The sequence below is a fragment of the Polymorphospora sp. A560 genome (assembly GCF_045781765.1).
Lineage (GTDB): Bacteria > Actinomycetota > Actinomycetes > Mycobacteriales > Micromonosporaceae > Polymorphospora > Polymorphospora lycopeni.
The window spans coordinates 7,170,923-7,189,281 of record NZ_CP122282.1 but is presented as its reverse complement, the minus strand read 5'-3'; the positions used below and the strand labels follow the sequence as shown (position 1 = coordinate 7,189,281).

Below are 18,359 nucleotides of genomic sequence, written 5' to 3'. Positions count from 1 at the left end.
GCCCACGCCACCGTCGACAGGGGACGATGCGATGACCGTACCCGCGCCCGATCCCCGCCCGGTCCGGCTGGCCAACGTCGAAGAGGTACGCCGGCTCGGGCTGCCCGTCCCCCCGCCGCAGTTCCCGCTGGTCTGGGAGCCGGGCGACGAGGTCGCGCTGCGCTCCACCGGCGAGATCGAGGCCCGGACCGCGGTGTTGCAGGTGGTGCTGGCCCGCTGCTTCGGCATGGCACCGCAGGACGCGATGGGCTGGCTGCTCGGGTCGCACCTCGTGGAGCTGGTGACCCCGCCGGAGTGGCAGTACGTCATGGGCGGGCGCGGTGACCACCGGTCGTTCGTGCTGCACTACGACGCCGTCTTCGCGCTCACCTGGCTGCTGGGGCTGACCAAGCACCTCGACCCGCTGACCCCACCCGACGAGCGGCTGATGGACGTGCTGCCCGACCTGTCGACCGGGGAGACGTTCACCGCGTGGCGGTCGCGTACGCTCGCCGCCCCCCGCGACGCGGTGGAGGCGGCCGCCCTGCTCGACCTCTACTACTGCCTCGACTGGGCCTACCTGGAGGCGGAACGCACCGGGACCCCGCTGCCGGGGCAGATCGACGCGAACGCGATCGGCCAGCGCCGGTGGGCGCTGGAGTGGGCGGTGGTCTTCCGGGGCCCGTTCCACGACCCGCCGCCGGGCTGGGAAGAGGTCGACCTGTCGACCTAGGCCCGGGCGGCCCGACCACGCGGGCGGTAGCGGCCGAGCACGACCGACGCGGTCACCTCCACCGGTTCCGCCAGGCCGGCGATCCGCGCGTCGAGCCCGCGTCCGTCGGTGTGCCAGGCGCTCGGTCCCATCCCGACCAGCGTCCGCACCTGGACCCGGTCGAGCGGCAGTGTCCGGCGGTGCGTGGACCGTTCGGCCAGTTGGAAGTGGTCGGCGAGGCTGCCGGCGACCCGGTCGGCCTTGGCCGGGTCGACCCGTAGCAGGTCGAGCCGGTCGACGAGTTCGGCGAGGTGGTCGTCGGCGGGGGTGACCACGAGCAGCGCCCCGTCCGGGCGCAGCACCCGCCGGAACTCGGCACCGTTGCGGGGCGCGAAGACGTTGAACAGGACCGCCGCCGCCCCGTCGGCGACCGGCAGGGTGCCCCAGGAGTCGGCCAGCGCCGCCGCCGCCCGTGGATGTGCCCGTGCCGCCCGGCGTACCGCCGGTTTGGACACGTCGAGGGCGAGCCCGACCGCGCCCGGCACGGCGTCGAGAACCGCGGCGAGGTGCCGGCCGGTGCCGGCACCCGCGTCGACCACGAGCGGCCCGGCCGGGCGGTCGCCGGGTGCGGTGGGGTCGCCGTCGACCGTGGCGACGGCGTCGGCCGCCGCGGCGGCCAGCGCCCCGGAGACGAAGTCGTAGTGGCCCGCCGACAGGAAGGCGTCGCGGTCCGCCACCATCTGCGCGGTGTCGCCGGCATGCGCGACCCGCCCGGCGACGAGATTGACGTATCCCTGTCTGGCCAGGTCGAAGCTGTGGCCCCGGGGGCAGCGCAACGCCCGCGCGGTGCCGGCGGCGCCGGCGGCGAGCGGTTGCCGGCAGACCGGGCAACGCAGGTACGGCGTAACGATGTCGACCACGTTCCTCCGCCCACTAGTGTCTCCACATGGTCGCAATCGCTTACGAAGAGATCGTCAAGGCCCCGAAGGCGCTGCTGCACGACCACCTCGACGGGGGCCTGCGGCCGGCGACGGTGGTCGAGCTGGCGGAGGCGGTCGGGCATCAGTTGCCGGCCACCGACCCGGCCGAGCTGGGCGGGTGGTTCGTCGAGTCGGCGGACTCGGGCTCGCTGGAGCGTTACCTGGAGACGTTCGCGCACACGGTCGCGGTGATGCAGACCGAGGACGCGCTGTTCCGGGTGGCCGCCGAGTGTGCGCTCGACCTCGCGGCCGACGGGGTGGTCTACGCGGAGGTGCGGTACGCCCCGGAGCAGCACCTGGAGCTGGGCCTGCGGCTGGAGCAGGTGGTGGAGTCGGTGCTGGCCGGGTTCGAGTCCGGTGCGGCGCAGGCCGCCGAGGCCGGTCGTCCGATCCGGATCGGCACGCTGCTGACCGCGATGCGGCACGCGGCCCGGTCGCAGGAGATCGCCGAGCTGTCGGTCCGCTACCGCGACCACGGTGTGGTGGGGTTCGACATCGCCGGTGCCGAGGCGGGCTTCCCGCCCACCCGGCACCTCGACGCCTTCGAATACCTCCAGCGCGAAAACTCGCACTTCACCATCCACGCCGGGGAAGCGTTCGGGCTGCCGTCGATCTGGCAGGCGATCCAGTGGTGCGGAGCCGACCGGCTCGGGCACGGCGTCCGCATCGTCGACGACATCACCCTCGGCGAGCAGCCGGTGCTCGGCCGGCTCGCGGCGTACGTCCGGGACAAGCGGATCCCGCTCGAGCTGTGCCCGTCGTCCAACGTGCAGACCGGTGCCGCGGCGTCGATCGCCGAGCACCCGATCGGGCTGCTGCGTGACCTGCGGTTCCGGGTCACGGTCAACACCGACAACCGCCTGATGAGCGGCACGTCGATGTCCCGCGAGATGGCGCTGCTGGTGGAGGCGTTCGGCTACGGCTGGGCCGAACTCCAGTGGTTCACGATCAACGCGATGAAGAGCGCGTTCATCCCGTTCGACGAACGGCTGGCGATCATCAACGAGACCATCAAGCCGGCGTACGCGAAGCTGCTGGGCTGACCCGTCGGGCGGCGGGTCCGGGGCGCGGGCCGGCCCGGTTGGTGGTGCGGGACGGATCAGGCCCGCGGGTCGGTCTTCGGGACCCGGGCGACGATCTGCCGGACGAACTCGCCGCCGCGGGCCGGCTGGCAGCCGAGGCTGGTCTGCCGGCGCAGCACCCGTGGCTCCGACCGGAGCAGGTCGAGTCCGCGGCGCAGGAGCACCCCGGCCGGCTTGCGCCGCTCGGCGAGATCACGGACCAGGCGCCGGAGGAAGGTGGCACCTCGCGGCCGGCGCAGGGCGTACGCCCCGGCCAGAAGTCCCGCACGTTGGCACTCCGAGACGATTTCGGCGGCGAAGATACCTTCGGCGATGAAAAGTGGCGATCCGGCGAGATCGAGAACCCGCGTGGCCACCCGTCGGTCCGCGCCGATCGCGTAAACCGGCACTTCGGCCTTGCCGTCTCGGACCAGTTGGGCGATGGTCTGGACCGCTGCCGAAGCATCCCAGGCGGCCGGTGACTCCCAGTCGATCACCCCGTTTGTCCGCGGAAGGGTGGGATCGTCGCCTTCTTTGTAGAAGTCGTCGAGGCAGAGCACGGGGAGTCCGGTGCGACGGGCGATGTAGGACTTCCCGGAGCCGGATGGACCAGCGAGAAGAACAACTCCGACAGGGGGATCGATCACTGTAGGTAACTCCGGGCGTGCGTTCAGCTATTAAACCTCATGAACATCCCATCACACGCTCCGGGCCGAAGAACGTGGGCTTTCTTCTTGACTTGCGGCGTGATGGAATCTCGGAGGTCCGACCCGACCGGGGCGGACGATGGGCGGCGCCCGGTGCCGCCGACCGGCGCCGAACTAGGGGGGCGGTGACGTGAGCAGCCAGCCGGAACCGGCGAACTCCATGGTGTCACGGCTCCGTCGACCGCTCGGGCGGCTGCGCGACCTGCCGATCTGGTCCAAGCTCGGGCTGATCATGGTAGTGCCCATCCTGGCCACCGTGATCGTCGGTGCCAACGGGCTCATCACGCACCTCGAAACCCACCAGACCGCCGACCGGGCCCGCAGCCTGGCCAGCCTTTCACAGGTCTCCGGCGAACTCGTCCAGACGTTGCAGGACGAGCGGGCCGCCGCCGTCATGCTGCTCGGTGCCGGGGAGAACGCCCAGCTCAAGGAGCGCTACCTCCAGACCTACGACGGCCAGCGCAAGAACGTCGACGACGCCACCGGGCCGTACACCACGCAGCGCAACGCGCTCGACGGCCTGCCGGCCAACTTCTCCGGCCTGCTCGGCCGCATCGACCAGACCCTCGTGGACCTGCCCGGCATCCGCAGTCAGGTGGTCAACGGCACCCTGCGGATCAACGACGCCGCACAGTCGTACGAGGGGCTGATCAGCGACCTGCTCGACATCCGCGACTCGGCCGCGCAGCTCGCCGGCGACACCGAACTGAGCGAGCGGATGCGGGCCGCCGCCGCGATCTCCCGGTCGAAGGAATACCTGTCCCTGCGGCGGATCGTGGTGCACCGGGCCCTGATCCAGGGCGCACTCACCCCGGTGCTGCGCACCGACTACATCGCCACCCAGACCGGACAGCAGCAGGCGCTGCAGAGTTTCCAGGCGGCCGCCAACCAGTCCGAGTCGGCGTTCTACGAGCAGACCGTCGCCGGCTCCGAGCAGCGGGAAGCCGACTCCTACAGCGGCTACGTGCGCGGCAAGACCACCGACAACCTCGACGACGCGCCGTTCGACGCCGACGAGTGGGACGCGGCGATGGCCGGCAACGCCAACCTGATCCGTGCGGTCGAGACGAAGCTCGACGGCGACGTGGTCGATCTGGCGACCGACCTGCGCGACGGCGTACAGCGGCAGTTGTTGATCGAGACCGGGCTGCTGCTCGGCACGGTGCTGCTGGCCATCTTCTTCGCCTGGCTGGTGGCCCGCTCGATGGCCCGCTCGCTGCAGGAGTTGCGGCACGGCGCGCTCAACGTCGCCCGCTACGGGCTGCCCCAGGCGGTCAGCCGGCTGCGTGACCCGAAGATCGCCGGGCAGTACTCACCCGAGCAGATCGCCGAGCAGGTCGCCGAGCCGCTGCCGGTCCGCAGCCGCGACGAGTTCGGCCAGGTGACCGAGGCGTTCAACGCCGTGCACCTGGAGGCCGTACGCACCGCGGCCCAGCAGGCCGCCCTGCGGGCCTCCGTGTCGACGATGTTCGTCAACCTCGCCCGCCGCTCGCAGATCCTGGTCGACCGGCTGATCGGGCACCTCGACCGGCTCGAGCGCGGCGAGGAGGACCCGGACCGGCTGGCCGAACTCTTCCAGCTCGACCACCTGGTCACCCGGATGCGCCGTAACGACGAGAACCTGCTGGTGCTCGCCGCCGCCGACTCGACCCGGGTGCAGCGCGAGCCGGCCGCGCTCATCGACGTGCTGCGGGCCGCCCAGGCCGAGGTCGAGCACTACACCCGGATCGAGTTCGGAGTCGTCGACCGCGACATCGAGGTCGCCGCACCCGCCGTCAACGACCTCGTGCACCTGGTCGCCGAACTCTTCGACAACGCGACCGCGTTCTCGTCACCCGACTCGCACGTCATGGTCGAGGCGCGCCGGGTCGGTGACAACGTCGGGCTCTACGTCGAAGACCAGGGCATCGGCATCAAACCCGACCTGCTCCGCGAACTCAACGACCGGATCGCCTCGCCGCCGCAGATGGACGTCGCGGTGTCCCGGATGATGGGGCTGGTCGTGGTCGCCAGGCTGGCCGCCCGGCACGACGTCCGGGTCGAACTGCGTCCCGGCACCGAGCGCGGCACCGTCGCCGAGGTCACGCTGCCCCCGTCGGTGCTCGTACCGCGCTCCATCTCCAGCGGACGGACCGCGGCCGGCGCGCTGGAGATGTCCCTTCAGGCGCCCCCGACGAAGGGATCGCCCTTCGCCGCGCCGCTGGCGCTGGAGGGTGGCAGTGGTGAGCCGGCTCGGCCCGCCGCCGCCGGCCCGCTGCCCGGCGATCCGGCGCCATCCGGGCCCGGCCTCGGTGGGCGCCCCTTCGATCCCATGCCGCTCAACGGCGGTGGGCTCGGTGCCGGCGGCCGTGGCATGCCGGCATGGTCCGACCTGACGGGTGCGGCCGCGGCCAACGGCGGCAACGGCAACGGGCGTGGCCGTCCCGTCGATGTTTTCACCCCGCGCCAGCATCCGGACGGCGAGCCGAACGAGCCGCTGCCGCAGCGCCGGGCCAACGACCACTGGACGGTCGACGGCGAGATCGCGGCCAGCGGTGGCGGCATGCCCGGCATCCCGCGCCAGCTTCCGGCGACGCCCGAGTCCCGCACCGGAATGGTGCCGCCGGTGTCTGCGCCGCCGGTCGCCTCGGGGCCGCCGGCCACTTCGCCCCCGGTCTCGGCACCTCCGGTCGCACCGCCGCCCGGCCCGGCCGCGGCGCCGTCCGGCGCCGTCCCGCCGGCGTGGCCCCCGGTCGCCGCCGACGACCGCGAGCCGGCCGGTGGTGAGCGGGAGCAGGTGACACCGCAGGTGCCGGAGGATCTGGCGGCGGCACTGGACATGACCACCGAGCTGCCCCGCATACCGCGGCGGACCGCCGACACCAGCCTGACGGTACCTCCGGTCCCCGAGAACCGACTGCGGTTCGCTGATGAGACGATGGAGCTGCCGATTTTCCGGGAGTTGGAATCCGCGTGGTTCCGCACCCGGCGCTCGGTCCCCGAGGATGCGTCGCCATCGACGACCACGGGGGCGGATGACAGCTCGGACCAGTTCGTCACGGCGGATGCCGCGCGCGTCCTGGGACCGGGGCAGGGCACATCGACGGGGACGACAGGTAACGCAGCGATGGCGAACACGCCGTGGTCCACGGGCGAATCCCGTGGCAGGGGGCCGGCGGCGACCAGCGCGGGCGCGACAGCCGCCGGCAACGGTGGCGGCGCGACACGCGGAGGCGAGGCCGCGACAACAGCCGGGTGGCAGACCGCGGCCGACGACGGCTGGCGGGCGGCTTCGGCCGCCGCCGAGGTGTCGGCCACGGCGACCACCCAGACGGGCCTCCCCAAGCGGGTACCGATGGCTCAACTGGTACCCGGAGGGGTGGACAAGCCGACGAGCTCGGTGCAGCGACGCACCCCCGAGGCGGTACGCGGGCTGCTGTCCGCATACCACCGCGGTGTGCAGCGCGGTCGTACCCAGCCCAAAGACGAAAACCCCGGCCCGGAGCGCACTTCGGACGGGCAGCAATCTTCGCAGGGTGCGGGTGGCTTCGGTCGCCCGCGGCCAGAAGGAGCATGAGGGATGACATCTACGCAGGATCTTGGTTGGCTGCTCGCCAACTTCGCCGATCGTGTGCCCGGGGTCGCCCACGCGATCGCGGTGTCCGCGGACGGACTGCTCCTCGCGTCGTCACGCGACCTGCCACGTGACCGGGCCGACCAGCTCGCCGCGATCGCTTCAGGACTGGTGAGCCTCACACAGGGAGCGGCCCGCTGCTTCGAGGGTGGTGCCGTCCTTCAGACAGTGGTCGAAATGGACAACGGCTTCCTGTTCCTGATGTCCATTTCGGATGGCTCGTCGTTCGCCGTACTGGCGGCGCGCAGTTCGGACGTCGGCCAGGTCGGCTACGAGATGGCGCTGCTCGTCGACCGGGTCGGCGACGCGTTGACGCCGCAGCCGCGTACCGCGGTGGGAATGCTCGGCTGAACCGGACCGTGCCGGCCTCCACCGGCACGGTCGCAACAACTGGAAACGGCGAGCTGCGACGGGTGGGTACTGTCGGCAGGGCAGAAGGGGGTGAACGGCTAGGTGATCGAACGCGACGAGCCAACCGGAGCGCTGGTCAGGCCCTATGCCGTCACCCGCGGACGGACCCGGCCGCGGTTGCACATCGCGCTCGAGGCGCTCGTCGAGACGACGGTGCGAGGCCGATCCGCGGGCAGTGCCAAGGGCGGCCAAGGCCGGGAGCACCAATACATCGCCGCGCTGTGTGACGGCCGGTTGCAATCACTCGCCGAGATCGCGGCGCGGATGCAGTTGCCGCTCGGAGTGGCCCGGGTCCTCATCGCCGACATGGCCGCGGACGGCCTCGTGGCGGTGTACGAGCCGACCTCCCTGGACGACACGAACGACGCGGTGGGCACTGAACTGCTGGAGAGGGTGCTGAGTGGACTTCGCAGGCTCTGACATGTCGCAACGTCCGATGGCCGGACGCGTGACATCGGCGAAGATCGTGATCGCCGGTGGCTTCGGCGTCGGGAAGACGACGCTGGTCGGCTCGGTTTCCGAGATCACGCCACTGACCACCGAGGCCATCATGACCTCGGCGGGTGTCGGCGTGGACGACACCCGGCAGGTGCCGGGCAAGACGACCACCACCGTCGCGATGGACTTCGGGCGTATCTCGATCGACCGTGACCTCATCCTCTACCTGTTCGGCACGCCGGGCCAGACGCGTTTCTGGTTCATGTGGGACGAACTGGTCCGGGGTGCGATCGGTGCGGTCGTGCTCGTCGACACCCGTCGGCTGGCCGACTGCTTCGCCGCGATCGACTTCTTCGAGCATCGCCGGCTGCCATACCTGATCGCCATCAACTGCTTCGACGGGATGCAGTACCACGACCCGCAGGACGTCCGTGACGCCCTCGCGATCCCGAGCGAGGTCCCGGTGGTGGCGTGCGACGCGCGGAACCGGGAGTCGACGAAGCACGTGCTGATCTCGCTGGTCGAATACGTCCTGACGATGCGCCGGTCGCGGGCCGTCGCCCCGGCCTGACGGCTCGGCACGCACAGACCGAACAACGCGGCGGGCCCTCCATCTGGAGGGCCCGCCGCGTTCGTGTTCCGGCTGCGAAAGGGATGGACGAGAGTGGCTGCGGCCGTGATGGCCGCCCATCGTCGGGTGGGACGCCGGACCGGGCGACCCGGAAACGCCCCGGACGAGCCGGGGCGTACGGGCGACGTCAGGACCGGTGGCCGGCCGAACGGTACTCGTATTCCCGGTCGCTCTCCTCGCGGCCACCGTGGTCCCGGCTGAAGTCCCAGCCACCGGCGGCCTCCCGGCCCGGACGGCCACCGACGGCGTATCCGCCGATCTCCTGCCCGCGCCGCCAGCCGCTGAAGTAGCCGGTCGTGTTCTCGGCGATCCGGGCCGCGTCCCGTACGATCCGCAGCGGCCGTTCCTCCCGCAGCGGAGAGCCGGGTACGAGGTTGGCCTGGGGGACGCGCTTCGGCAGCCCGGCGGCGGTCTCCGCGCCCACCGACGGCTGCGCGGCCTGCTCGGCGGCCCGCCAGCCACTGTCGGCCGTGGACGACCACTCGAGTTCGGTGCCCTCCTCGTCCTGCCCGGAGAACCACGCGGACGCGGCGGCGAAGATGAGCAGGTCGTTGTCGCCCTCGGACGACACGACGGGCGGCGCGGCGCGTTCGGGCCCGGCCCGGCGGGGCTGGGGGCCGCGGTCGGACCCGGGTTCGACCAGGCGCAGGGGCGCGGGGTCCGGCTGCGGGGCGTCGGAGCGGGGCTTGTCGGGCCGGGGAGCCGGGCGAGCGGCACCCGCCGGTCCGGTCGGCTGCTCCTGGCGCGCCGCCGGGGCGGCGACCGGGCGCGGTTCGACCAACCGCAGTGAGGGTGGCTCCGGCGGCAGGTCGTCGGCCAGCCACGGCGGCTTGACCCGGGTCTCACCGGTCGGCTCGTCGGGGCCGCCACGGGACCGGTCCCGGCTGTCGAGGTCGTACGCCGGCTCCCGCCGGTCGGTCCCCTCGCCGCTCTCGTCGGCGGGGCCGACCAGGGGCCAGGCCGCCCGGGAACCGGGCTCCGGCGCCGGCGTCTCGTCTGCCGGCGGCCGGGAAGCCGGCAGTGGCACCACGAAGTCGGTCGCGTTGAAGCCGGCCTTCGACGGCGGCTGCTCACCCCTGGTGTTCGGGCGGGGCACGATCGGGGTCGGGCGCTGCCGTTCGGCGCGGGCACTGTTGATCGCCGCGGCGGTGATCGGCGCCCGGAACGGCTCGCCCGCCTCGGCCGGCGGCACCGGGCCACGCCGGGCCGGCCGGTCCGGCGTGGACGGTGCCGGGACGCCGGGACGCCGGGACGGCGCGTCGGCGTCGGGCGCGGCACCCCGTCGGGGCAGCCCTTCGGGCGTGCGGGCCGCGGCCGCCCGTCGGCCCGGGCCGGACGGCTCGGAAGGCGGCGACGGCCGCTGCGAACGGTTGTCGGTGTCGACCTCGGAGGAGGCGACCCGCTGGGCCGGCACGATCGGCGTCATGCCCGGCGGAGGCGGTGGCGGGGCCGAGATCGGCCGGTTGTGCGGCGGGTCGAGCCGGTGCTGGGCCGCCGGGGCGAGCGGGAAAGGCGGCCCGGACACCGGCGGGGCCGATACCGGCGGAGCCGAGGTGGGCGTCAGCGCCGCGGCGGGAGCCGCCGGGCGGGGCGCCACCGGCGGTGGCGCGACCGGATCGGGGGCCACCGGTGGCGGCGCGAGCGGCCGAGGTGCCGCCGGAGCGGTGCCGGCCTCGGGCGCGAGGCGATTGCGACGGCCACCGACCGGGGTGCGCTCCGTGGCGGGGTGGACCGGGCGAGGTCCGGCGGCCGGGGGTGCCGACGTCGGGGCCTCCGAAGACGCCGACGCGGCCCGTCGGGTGCGACGGCCGGCGGTCGACGGTGGCGCGGTGACCCGGGCCGAGAGCGTGGCGACGAGCGCGTCGCAGCCGGCGTCACATGCCCGTACGGCCGCGACCGCCTGGCGGACGGCCTCCGCGGTCGCCGACGTGATCGCGGTCGTGTTGGTGCCACGAGCCGGGGTCTCGGCGATGGCCAGCCGAAGCGCGGTCACCGCATTGGTGATCGTCTCGGTGTCGGCGATGCCGTCGGCGGCCAGGTGGGCGGCGACCGCTTCGGCCGCCACCGTCGTGTCCCGGCCCCGATCGCCGGAGCCGCCGAGCATGCCGGGCTCGGGCAGCGCGTCGAGGACCGCCAGCGACAGCGGCTCGGCGGGGTCGGGGTAGGCCCGCAGCGCGGCCGGGTACAGCTCGCGCAGCACCTCGCGCAGTGCGACGGCGGCCGAATGGCGACCGCTGGCGAGGGCGAGGTGGGCGGCGAGTGCCGGCTTGAACGCGGCGAGGTCACGGGGAGCGGGCAGGGTCGTCGCGGAGATCGCGCCCGCCTGGAGTGCCCGGGCGAGGCCGACGGCCCGACGGGTCCCGGCCGGGGAGGAGATCTCGGTGGGCGAGTCGTCGTCGGCGAACCGCTCGGCGTAGTCGTCCACCGAGTCGTCGTCGGCGATCGCCAGCGGCCGGCCCGCGGCGGTGAGGAGCGAGGTCACCAGGTGGTCGTCGCTGTCGGCGGCGACCACCGCTCCGCTCGATCCGCTCGATCGGCCGGCGAGCAGGACACCGAGCTTGGCGTAGCCAGCCGGATCGTCGCCGATCTCGCATACGTCGAGCAGCCGTCCGGCGTCGTCGACCACTGCGGCTGTCAGCGTCGTGCCGGCCGAGGCCGGTGCGGCTGCCGAATCCACCGATGCGAGACCGCAGTACACCCGCACGAGCGCCACGGCGTCGTCCTCCTCCCGGGACACATGTCGTGTGCCAAGGACTGATGTTCCCCGTTGAGGGGTCAGTCGCGCCAGTCCACAGCAGCAGAGATCTTCCCGATAATCGTGCGCCAACCGAGACTTGCCGTTTGTGCCCCGATTTTCTTCAGGCGGCGGCGTCCCATGAAACCACCGAGGCCACCCTTCACGGTCGACCGTAGCGCCTCGTCGAGATCGTCGAGGCTGGATCCGGGCGAGAGCATGTCGAGAACCGCCGGCAGGCGCAGGGCGTAGGCCAGGTCACGTGACACCTCACCGGCTTCGATGAGCAGCGTCGCGTCCCAGACGTCGTGGCCGCCGCGGAGGTTCTCCACCACCAGGTCGAGTTCGTACGAGTCCTCGTCGAGCGGTGCGACGTCGGCGGGCTGGAGTCGCTCGACAAGCTGGGGCCAACCGTCCAACTGGGTCAGATCGTTGGGCGCCCCGGACCGGACGAAACTGACCAGCGCCTCTGGCGTCTTGAAGAGCAGCAACTTGCCGCGGTGGCTCAGGAAGGCCGGGACCTCCTCGTCGTCCGGCTCCTCGTCCTCGGCTTCCTCGGCCTCCTCGGCGTCGGCGGCCTCGTCCGTGTCGATCTCGGCGTCCTTGCCCTCCGGCTCGTCCGCCGACTCGTCGTCGTCCGACTTCTTGGCGTCCGCCTTCTTCTTGTCCTTGCCGCGGCGGGACTTGCGGTCCTGCTCTTCCTCTTCGTCGGTCTCCGCCGACAGCGCGGCGAACTCCTCGTCGAGGATCACCACGGTCTCGTCGTCCTCGTCGTCGACGACGGGACGGGTCCGGCTGGCGAAAAGGTCCTCGTCCTCCCGCTCGCCGATGTCGGTCGGCGTGACCTCGGACGACATCCGGTAGGCGCGGAGGGTGAAACCCGCACCCGACGGCAGCGCGATCTCGATCGGGTCGATCCGTACGTCCGACCACAGCGACCGGTCGGCGGGCGGGGCGGCGGCCCCGTCGTCGTCCTTGTCGAGGTCGACGTCGTCGGTGTCCGTGTCCGTGTCGAGGGCGGCCTCGGCCTCGACCTCGGGCTCGTCGGCGTCGGGTCGGTGAGTCGACTTGCGGGCCACGCTGACCTCCGGGTCCAATCAGGTTGCGACGCCGACCCGGTCTGTCGGGTCGGTGACTCTGGGCACACCCTAGTGTGCGGCCGTCGGCGGCGAACGGCGCACCCCGTTGGAGATCGGTCCAACCATTAGTAGCCTTGCTACCTATGAAGGCGCAGGCGCTGCACGGTCACCTCGACGCACTGCTGCTCGCGGTGCTCGAAGGAGGCGCCCTGCACGGCTACGCCATCATCGAGGCCCTCAGGGCGCGTAGCGGCGGGGTGCTCGACCTGCCGACCGGAACCGTCTATCCGGCGCTGCGCCGGCTGGAGCGCGCCGGACTGGTCGAGAGCGAGTGGAGCACGGTCAGCGGGCGGCAGCGGCGCACCTACCGCCTCACCCGGGCCGGACACGGTGCCCTGCGCACCGAACGGACCGGATGGCAGGAGTTCAGCGCCACCGTCGGCCGCTTCCTCGGCGTCGACGAGCCGCCGCCGGCCGCCACCTGACCGCCGGTCCGTACCACCGCTTTGAAGCGCCGGGCACCGGCGCCGTTCAGCGGGTACCGGCCAGGCAGCCGCGTACCGCCCCCGCCAGCCAAACGAACGCCACGCCGGTCGCGACCATCCCGACCAGCATCGGCGGCCAGCGCACCGCGGCGTCCCACATCACGAGCGACCAGGCGTAGAGGGTCACGCCGGCACCGGCGGCCAGCCCGACGCACGCCGCCATCGACCGGCCGAGCAGGCGGGGCAGCCGAACCGGCGCACCGCGCCGGGCGGCGTACCTCAGCCCGAGCCAGGCCCCGGCGGCGAGCACGCCGGTGATGATCCAGAAAAGGTCGAGCGAGGCGGACAGCGCCAGATATCCGGCCGGCGGCCGTACGCCGGTCCACGGCGCGCCCTGCCACATCAGGTCGGCCGACGAGAGCAGCACGATGGCCACGACCAGGATCCGGAGCGCCAGGGTCCGGGTCCCCGCCGCGGCCAGTTCGGCCTGGTATCCGGGGACGAGTTCGCCGGGGGTGCCGAACTCGGCCACCGCCCGGCGCCGCGCGGCCACCGGCGCCAGCCCGGCCCGTTCGTACGCCGCCGCGGCGTCCTCCAGACTGTCGCGGGCCTCGGCGAGCAGGTCGGCCCTCAGCCGGCGGGGTCCGTGCAGCCGTTGGCCGAGCGTACGCAGGTAGTCGTCGATCTCGGCGGCGGGGACGGGCATGGTCGCCAGCCTGCCACGGACGGGCCCGCCGGCGGGTCAGGACTTGTCCGGATATCCGGATCAGGGTGGCCGGCCTCACGCCCGGCCATCCTCTAGGCCGGGCCGAGCGCCAGGTAGCCGCGCTCGGCGGCCTCCTGGAGCTGCCACTGGTCGCGGTACCAGCCGGGCCGGCGGGCCAGCTCGGCGGCGGTCCCGCGCTGCCTGATCCGCCCGGCGTCGAGGACCAGCACCTCGTCGACGCCCGTGAGCCCGCGCAGCCGGTGGGTGACCAGCACCAGGCTGCGTCGCGGGTCGAGGCCGGCGAGCACACCGTCGAGGACCGCGTCCGCGGCCGTCGGGTCGAGGCCCTCGGTCGGCTCGTCGAGCACGAGTACGGCGGGCGCGGCGAGCAGCGCCCGGGCCAGGGCCAGCCGTTGCCGCTGGCCGCCGGAGAGCTGGGCGCCGTCCTCGCCGACCACGGTGTCCCAGCCGTCGGGCTGCTGGCGTATCCAGTCGAGCAGGCCGGCGGCGGCCGCCGCGGCGGCCAGCTCGTCGGCGTCGGCGTCGGCCCGGCCGAGCAGCAGGTTCTCGCGGACGGTGGCGTGGAACACGTACGCCTCGGCGAGCAGGCCGCCGACGAGCCGGGGGAGTCGTTCCGGATCGTGGCCGAACAGGTCGGTGCCGTCGACGGTGGCCGTGCCGGTGGTCGGCCGGACCGTGCCGGTCAGCACGCCGAGCAGGGTGCTCTTGCCCGCGCCGCTCGGCCCGACGACCGCTATCCGGCGGCCGGCGGGCAGGTCGAGGTGTACGTCGTCGAGCGCCGGGGCGGCGCCGGCCCGGTAGCGCACCGTCACGCCGTCGAGCCGGCAGTCGTGACCGGAGCCGCCCGGCGCCCGGTCAGGCGTGGACCCGGCGCCGGCCGGCCCGGCGGGCATCGGCGGGCTCGGGTCGGCGGGCACCGGCGGGCCTGGGGCGGCGGGTGCGGGCGCGGCCGGCCGGTCGGGTCCGAGCAGGTCGGCGACCCGGCCGAGCGCGGCGCGCAGCAGCGTCCACTGCCGGGCGGCGCCGACCAGCGCCAGCGTCGCCTCGACCGCGGCGAGGGTGCCGACGGCCAGCACCCCGACGAGGACCCCGCCGACGTCGGCGCCCAGCGCGGCGACCACCACGGCGGCCACCGTCGCGCCGACGACCAGGGTGCCGGCGCCGTCGACCGCCCAGCCGGTGACCGCGAGCCGGCGTTCGAGCCGGGCGAGTTCGGCGGCGCGCGTCCCGGCCCGGTCGAGTGCTCCCCGGGTCGCCCCGAAGGCGGCCAGGTCGGCCGCGCCCTGGGTCAGGTCGACCGCGTCGACGGCGAGCGCGCCGCGCAGCGGAGCCACCCGGTCGGCCGTACGGCGGGTCAGTGCGGTCGCCGCGACGGGCAGCGCGACGCCGGCGACCAGCAGCCCGGCGAGCAGGCACAGCGCCGCCACCGGGGAGACGAACGCCGTGCCGGCGACCGCCAGCAGGCCGACCACGGTCGCGGCGGCGGCCGGTACGAGCACCCGCAGCACCAGGTCCTGCACGGCCTCGACGTCGGAGACCAGCCGGCTGAGCGCGTCACCGGAACGTTGGCCGGCGACCGGGCCGGGCCGGGCGGCCAGCGTCGCGAACACCCGGGCCCGTACGTCGGTGACCATCCGCAGGACGGCGTCGTGGCCGGCGAGCCGTTCGGTGTAACGCAGCACGCCCCGCCCGATGGCCAGCGCCCGCACCGAGACGATGGCGACGGTCAGCGTGTCGAGTTCGGGGCGGCCGGCGGCGGTCATCAGCAGCCAGGTCGCGGTCGCCATCAGGGCGAGCCCGGCGATCTCGGTGCCGGCGGCGAGCAGCCCCGCGCCGACCAGCCGGGGCAGGTAGGGGCGGGCGAGCCGCAGCACGGTGCGCTCGGCGCCGAGCCGGCGCGCTCCGGCCGGGGTGCCACCGCCGCCCCGGCCACCGGCGCGGGTGTCCGCCCGGCCGCCGGTTCCGGCCGGGGCCGGCGTGGGCGACGGGACCGTTGCGCTCGTCCGGTCGGCGGCGGTGGTGGGCGTCATGCGGTCGCCACCACGTCGGGCGCCGGACGGTCGGGGGTCAGTTCGCGGACCGTCCCGTCGTCGACGCGCAACACCCGGTCGGCCTCCCGCAGCAGTGCCGGCCGGTGGGCGACGAGCAACGCGGTCCGGCCGGCGACCAGGCGACGGGTGGCGTCGAGGACGACCGCCTCGGCGGCACCGTCGAGGCGCGCGGTCGGCTCGTCGAGCAGGATCAGCGGCTCGGGGCCGGCGAACTCGACCCGCAGGAAGGCGCGGGCCAGGGCGACCCGCTGCCGCTGCCCGCTGGACAGGCCGTGACCGCGTTCGCCGAGCAGGGTGTCGAGCCCGTCGGGCAGGCCGAGTACGACGTCGTCGAGGTTCGCGGCGCGCACCGCCCGCCGTACGGCGTCGGCCGGGGCATCGGGGTGGCCGAGCCGGATGTTGTCGGCCAGCGAGGCGGCGAACAGGTGGGCGCGTTGCGGCACCCAGGCGATCCGCCGCCGCCAGGCGTCGAGGTCGACGTCGGCGGGGCCGGCGCCGTCGACGAGCACCAGCCCGGGTTCGTCGCCGGTGGCCGGCCACCGGTCGGCGCCGGTGACGACCCGCCCGCCGGTCGGGGTGACGAACCCGAGCAGCAGGCCGAGCAGCGTGCTCTTGCCGGCGCCGCTGGGGCCGACGACCGCGATCCGTTCACCGGGCCGGATGGTCAGCGAGACGTCGCGCAGGGCGACCGTACGCCCGTAGTCGACGGTCACCGACTCCAGCCGGATCGCGCCGCCCGGCGCCGGGGTGGCCGCCGCCTCGCGCGGGGTGGCCGTGACACCGGGCCCGGGCTTCTCCCGGGTGGACAGGGTCAGCGCCTCGTCGAGCGCGGTCAGCCCCTCCATGCTGGCGTGGAAGCGGCTGCCGGCGGCCCGCAGCGGCAGGTATGCCTCGGGGGTGAGCAGCAGCACCAGCAGCGCGGTCTGGAGGGTCAGCCCGCCGCCGAGCAGCCGCAGCCCGATCGGTACGGCGACCAGCGCCACCGACAGCGTGGCGACCAGTTCCAGGACGAGTGCCGACAGGAACGCGATGCGCAGGGTGCTCATCGTCGCCCGACGGTGACCGTCGGCCATCCGGCGTACGACGTCGACCTGGGCCCGGGCCCGGCCGAAGGCGCGCAGCGTGGGCAGCCCGGCGACCATGTCGAGGAAGTGCCCGCCGAGCCGGGAGAGGCGGCGCCACTGCCGTTCGGTCGCGGCCTGGGCCTGCCAGCCCAGCAGCGCGCCGAAGATCGGGATGAGCGGCAGGGTGACCGCGACGATCAGCGCCGAACTCCAGTCGGCGAAGGTCAGCCGGGCCAGCACCGCGATCGGCACGGTGACGCTGAGCACGAGTTGGGGAAGGTAGCCGGTGAAGTAGGCGTCGAGCGCGTCCAGCCCGCGCCCGGTGAGGGTGGCGATCGTGCCGGCCCGCTGGCCGGCGAGCCAGCCCGGCCCGCGCCGGCCGACCGCGTCGAGCAGGTCGACCCGTAGCGCCGCCTTGACCGCGGCGGCGCTGCGGGCGGCGACCACGCCCTGTGCCCAGACCAGCCCGGCCCGGGCGGCGACGGTGACGACGAAGACGGCGAGCGCGGTGCGGTCGAGCCGGCCGTGGATCGCCTCGGCCAGCACGGTCGCGAGCGCGGTCGCCTGCGTGATGACCAGTGCGGCGGCGCCGACCCCCAGGAGTCCGAGCACGGCCAGGTGGCGCCGGGTCGCGGGGACCCGGCGCAGCAGGCGCGGATCGAAGGGGCGGCGGTTGCTCACCAGTACACCGGTGCCCGGCCGTCGGTGCGTCCGCGGAAGACCCACCAGCTCATCAGTTGAAAGCCTAGTAGGGCCGGCAGGAGCGGCAGCGCCGCCCAGGTCAGCAGGCGCAGGGTGGGGTCGCTGGCGGCGGCCTCGGCGACGGTGATGCCGGCGGCCGGGTCGGCACTGGAGAACAGCGCGTACGGCCAGGTCGCGGCCCCGACGAGCAGCACCGGCAGGGCGACCGCGAGCGAGGTGGCGGCGAACGCGAGCCCGGGACGCCGGGTGATCGCGGTGCCGGCGACGGCCAGTGCGGTGACCAGGACCACGAGCATGAGTACGGCCACACCCGGCTGCTGGACGGCGGCGCGTACCCGGTCGGACAGGGCGCCGACGGCGGCGGCCAGGCCGACGGCGCCGATCGCGGCCGGTGCCAGGCGGCGGCCGAGCCGGGCGAAGTGGTCGGCCGGCCCGGCCGGCAGGCGCAGCGCGAGGAAGGCGGCGCCATGCACGGTGACCAGGGCCAGCAGGGCGAGCGCCCCGGCGGCGACGAACGGGGTGAAGACGTGCCCGACGCCGATGGCGTGCCGCCCGGCCTGGAGCGGGACCCCCTGGAGCAGCCCGGCCAGCACGGCACCCCAACCGAGTGCGGCGATCACGGAACCGGCGATGACGGCGCGGTCCCAGGCGGTGCGGATCCGAGGGCTGGCCGGCCGGCTGCGCAGTTGTACGGCGACGGTGACGACGACGACACCGGCCAGCGCGAGCGCGACGGCGGGGTACAGGCCGGAGAGGAGTTCGCCTTCGAGGAACGGGAAGGCGCCGATGAGGATGCCGATGGCCGCGACCAGCCAGACCTCGTTGCCGAGGAAGAAGGGTCCGACGGCGTTGAGGATGGCCCGCCGGCCGTCGACGGACCGGGTGCGGGCGAGCAGCAGCCCGGTGCCGTAGTCGTAGCCGCCGAGCACCAGGTAGGTGGCGAAGAAGAGGCCGAACAGGGCGTACCAGAGGGTTTCCATCGGGG

Annotated in this window: 15 protein-coding genes; 7 read left to right on the top strand and 8 right to left on the bottom strand. The window is 74.0% G+C overall.

Translation table 11 applies throughout. From position 1 onward, the window contains the following. Positions 1-31: 31 nt before the first annotated feature. Entirely contained in the window at positions 32-712 is a 681-nt protein-coding gene (locus tag QCD66_RS32345; RefSeq protein ID WP_357538860.1) for a DUF4272 domain-containing protein, read from the top strand. Here the strand turns inward: QCD66_RS32345 and QCD66_RS32340 are convergent. Next, on the bottom strand, positions 709-1,647 hold the full coding sequence (locus tag QCD66_RS32340; RefSeq protein WP_375736164.1) for a putative RNA methyltransferase: 939 nt from the start codon (positions 1,645-1,647) through the stop codon (positions 709-711). The two genes, QCD66_RS32345 and QCD66_RS32340, sit on opposite strands and share 4 nt — an antisense overlap. On the opposite strand from QCD66_RS32340, the gene QCD66_RS32335 reads away from it, so the two are divergent. Continuing rightward, on the top strand, positions 1,638-2,714 hold the full coding sequence (locus tag QCD66_RS32335) for an adenosine deaminase (RefSeq protein WP_357538858.1): 1,077 nt from the start codon (positions 1,638-1,640) through the stop codon (positions 2,712-2,714). The two genes, QCD66_RS32340 and QCD66_RS32335, sit on opposite strands and share 10 nt — an antisense overlap. 56 nt (positions 2,715-2,770) lie before the next feature. Here the strand turns inward: QCD66_RS32335 and QCD66_RS32330 are convergent, their stop codons facing one another. Further along, on the bottom strand, positions 2,771-3,109 hold the full coding sequence (locus QCD66_RS32330) for a hypothetical protein (RefSeq protein WP_407566908.1): 339 nt from the start codon (positions 3,107-3,109) through the stop codon (positions 2,771-2,773). Positions 3,110-3,569: 460 nt separating this feature from the next. On the opposite strand from QCD66_RS32330, the gene QCD66_RS32325 reads away from it, so the two are divergent. The 4 genes from QCD66_RS32325 to QCD66_RS32310 all read left to right on the top strand — a co-directional run bounded on the left by QCD66_RS32325 (position 3,570) and on the right by QCD66_RS32310 (position 8,472). After that, positions 3,570-6,995, top strand: coding sequence for a nitrate- and nitrite sensing domain-containing protein (locus QCD66_RS32325; RefSeq protein WP_375736162.1), 3,426 nt, complete (start codon positions 3,570-3,572; stop codon positions 6,993-6,995). A 3-nt stretch (positions 6,996-6,998) separates the two neighbouring features. Further along, complete coding sequence (locus QCD66_RS32320) at positions 6,999-7,403, top strand: roadblock/LC7 domain-containing protein (RefSeq protein ID WP_212826392.1); 405 nt, start codon at positions 6,999-7,001, stop codon at positions 7,401-7,403. A gap of 102 nt (positions 7,404-7,505) precedes the next feature. Further along, positions 7,506-7,883 carry a DUF742 domain-containing protein gene (locus tag QCD66_RS32315; RefSeq protein WP_212828119.1) on the top strand — a complete coding sequence of 126 codons (378 nt, stop codon included), beginning with the start codon at positions 7,506-7,508 and terminating at the stop codon, positions 7,881-7,883. A gap of 1 nt (position 7,884) precedes the next feature. Beyond that, entirely contained in the window at positions 7,885-8,472 is a 588-nt protein-coding gene (locus tag QCD66_RS32310) for an ATP/GTP-binding protein (RefSeq protein WP_357538855.1), read from the top strand. A 187-nt stretch (positions 8,473-8,659) separates the two neighbouring features. Here QCD66_RS32310 and QCD66_RS32305 read toward each other — a convergent pair whose 3' ends face one another. Together QCD66_RS32305 and QCD66_RS32300 are read right to left on the bottom strand one after the other, a co-directional pair. Then, positions 8,660-11,269, bottom strand: coding sequence for a transposase (locus QCD66_RS32305; protein WP_407566907.1), 2,610 nt, complete (start codon positions 11,267-11,269; stop codon positions 8,660-8,662). 38 nt (positions 11,270-11,307) lie between these two features. Then, on the bottom strand, positions 11,308-12,345 hold the full coding sequence (locus tag QCD66_RS32300; protein ID WP_375737253.1) for a DNA primase: 1,038 nt from the start codon (positions 12,343-12,345) through the stop codon (positions 11,308-11,310). A 143-nt stretch (positions 12,346-12,488) separates the two neighbouring features. Between QCD66_RS32300 and QCD66_RS32295 the strand changes: the two genes are divergently transcribed. Continuing rightward, positions 12,489-12,830 (top strand): helix-turn-helix transcriptional regulator, encoded by a 342-nt coding sequence (locus QCD66_RS32295; RefSeq protein ID WP_364211784.1) that lies wholly within the window; start codon positions 12,489-12,491, stop codon positions 12,828-12,830. A 46-nt stretch (positions 12,831-12,876) separates the two neighbouring features. Here the strand turns inward: QCD66_RS32295 and QCD66_RS32290 are convergent, their stop codons facing one another. The 4 genes from QCD66_RS32290 to QCD66_RS32275 form a co-directional block, all read right to left on the bottom strand. Beyond that, positions 12,877-13,536, bottom strand: a complete 660-nt coding sequence (locus QCD66_RS32290; RefSeq protein ID WP_364211787.1) for a permease prefix domain 1-containing protein — start codon at positions 13,534-13,536, stop codon at positions 12,877-12,879. Positions 13,537-13,628: 92 nt separating this feature from the next. Further along, positions 13,629-15,587: a thiol reductant ABC exporter subunit CydC gene (gene cydC / locus QCD66_RS32285; protein WP_407566906.1), complete on the bottom strand. Its 1,959-nt coding sequence runs from the start codon at positions 15,585-15,587 to the stop codon at positions 13,629-13,631. Further along, positions 15,584-17,353 (bottom strand): thiol reductant ABC exporter subunit CydD, encoded by a 1,770-nt coding sequence (cydD, locus tag QCD66_RS32280; RefSeq protein ID WP_375732928.1) that lies wholly within the window; start codon positions 17,351-17,353, stop codon positions 15,584-15,586. The genes cydC and cydD overlap by 4 nt, the downstream gene beginning before the upstream one ends. Continuing rightward, on the bottom strand, positions 17,350-18,354 hold the full coding sequence (locus tag QCD66_RS32275; RefSeq protein ID WP_375732927.1) for a cytochrome d ubiquinol oxidase subunit II: 1,005 nt from the start codon (positions 18,352-18,354) through the stop codon (positions 17,350-17,352). Before QCD66_RS32275 ends, cydD begins: the two co-directional genes overlap by 4 nt. Positions 18,355-18,359 lie beyond the last annotated feature (5 nt).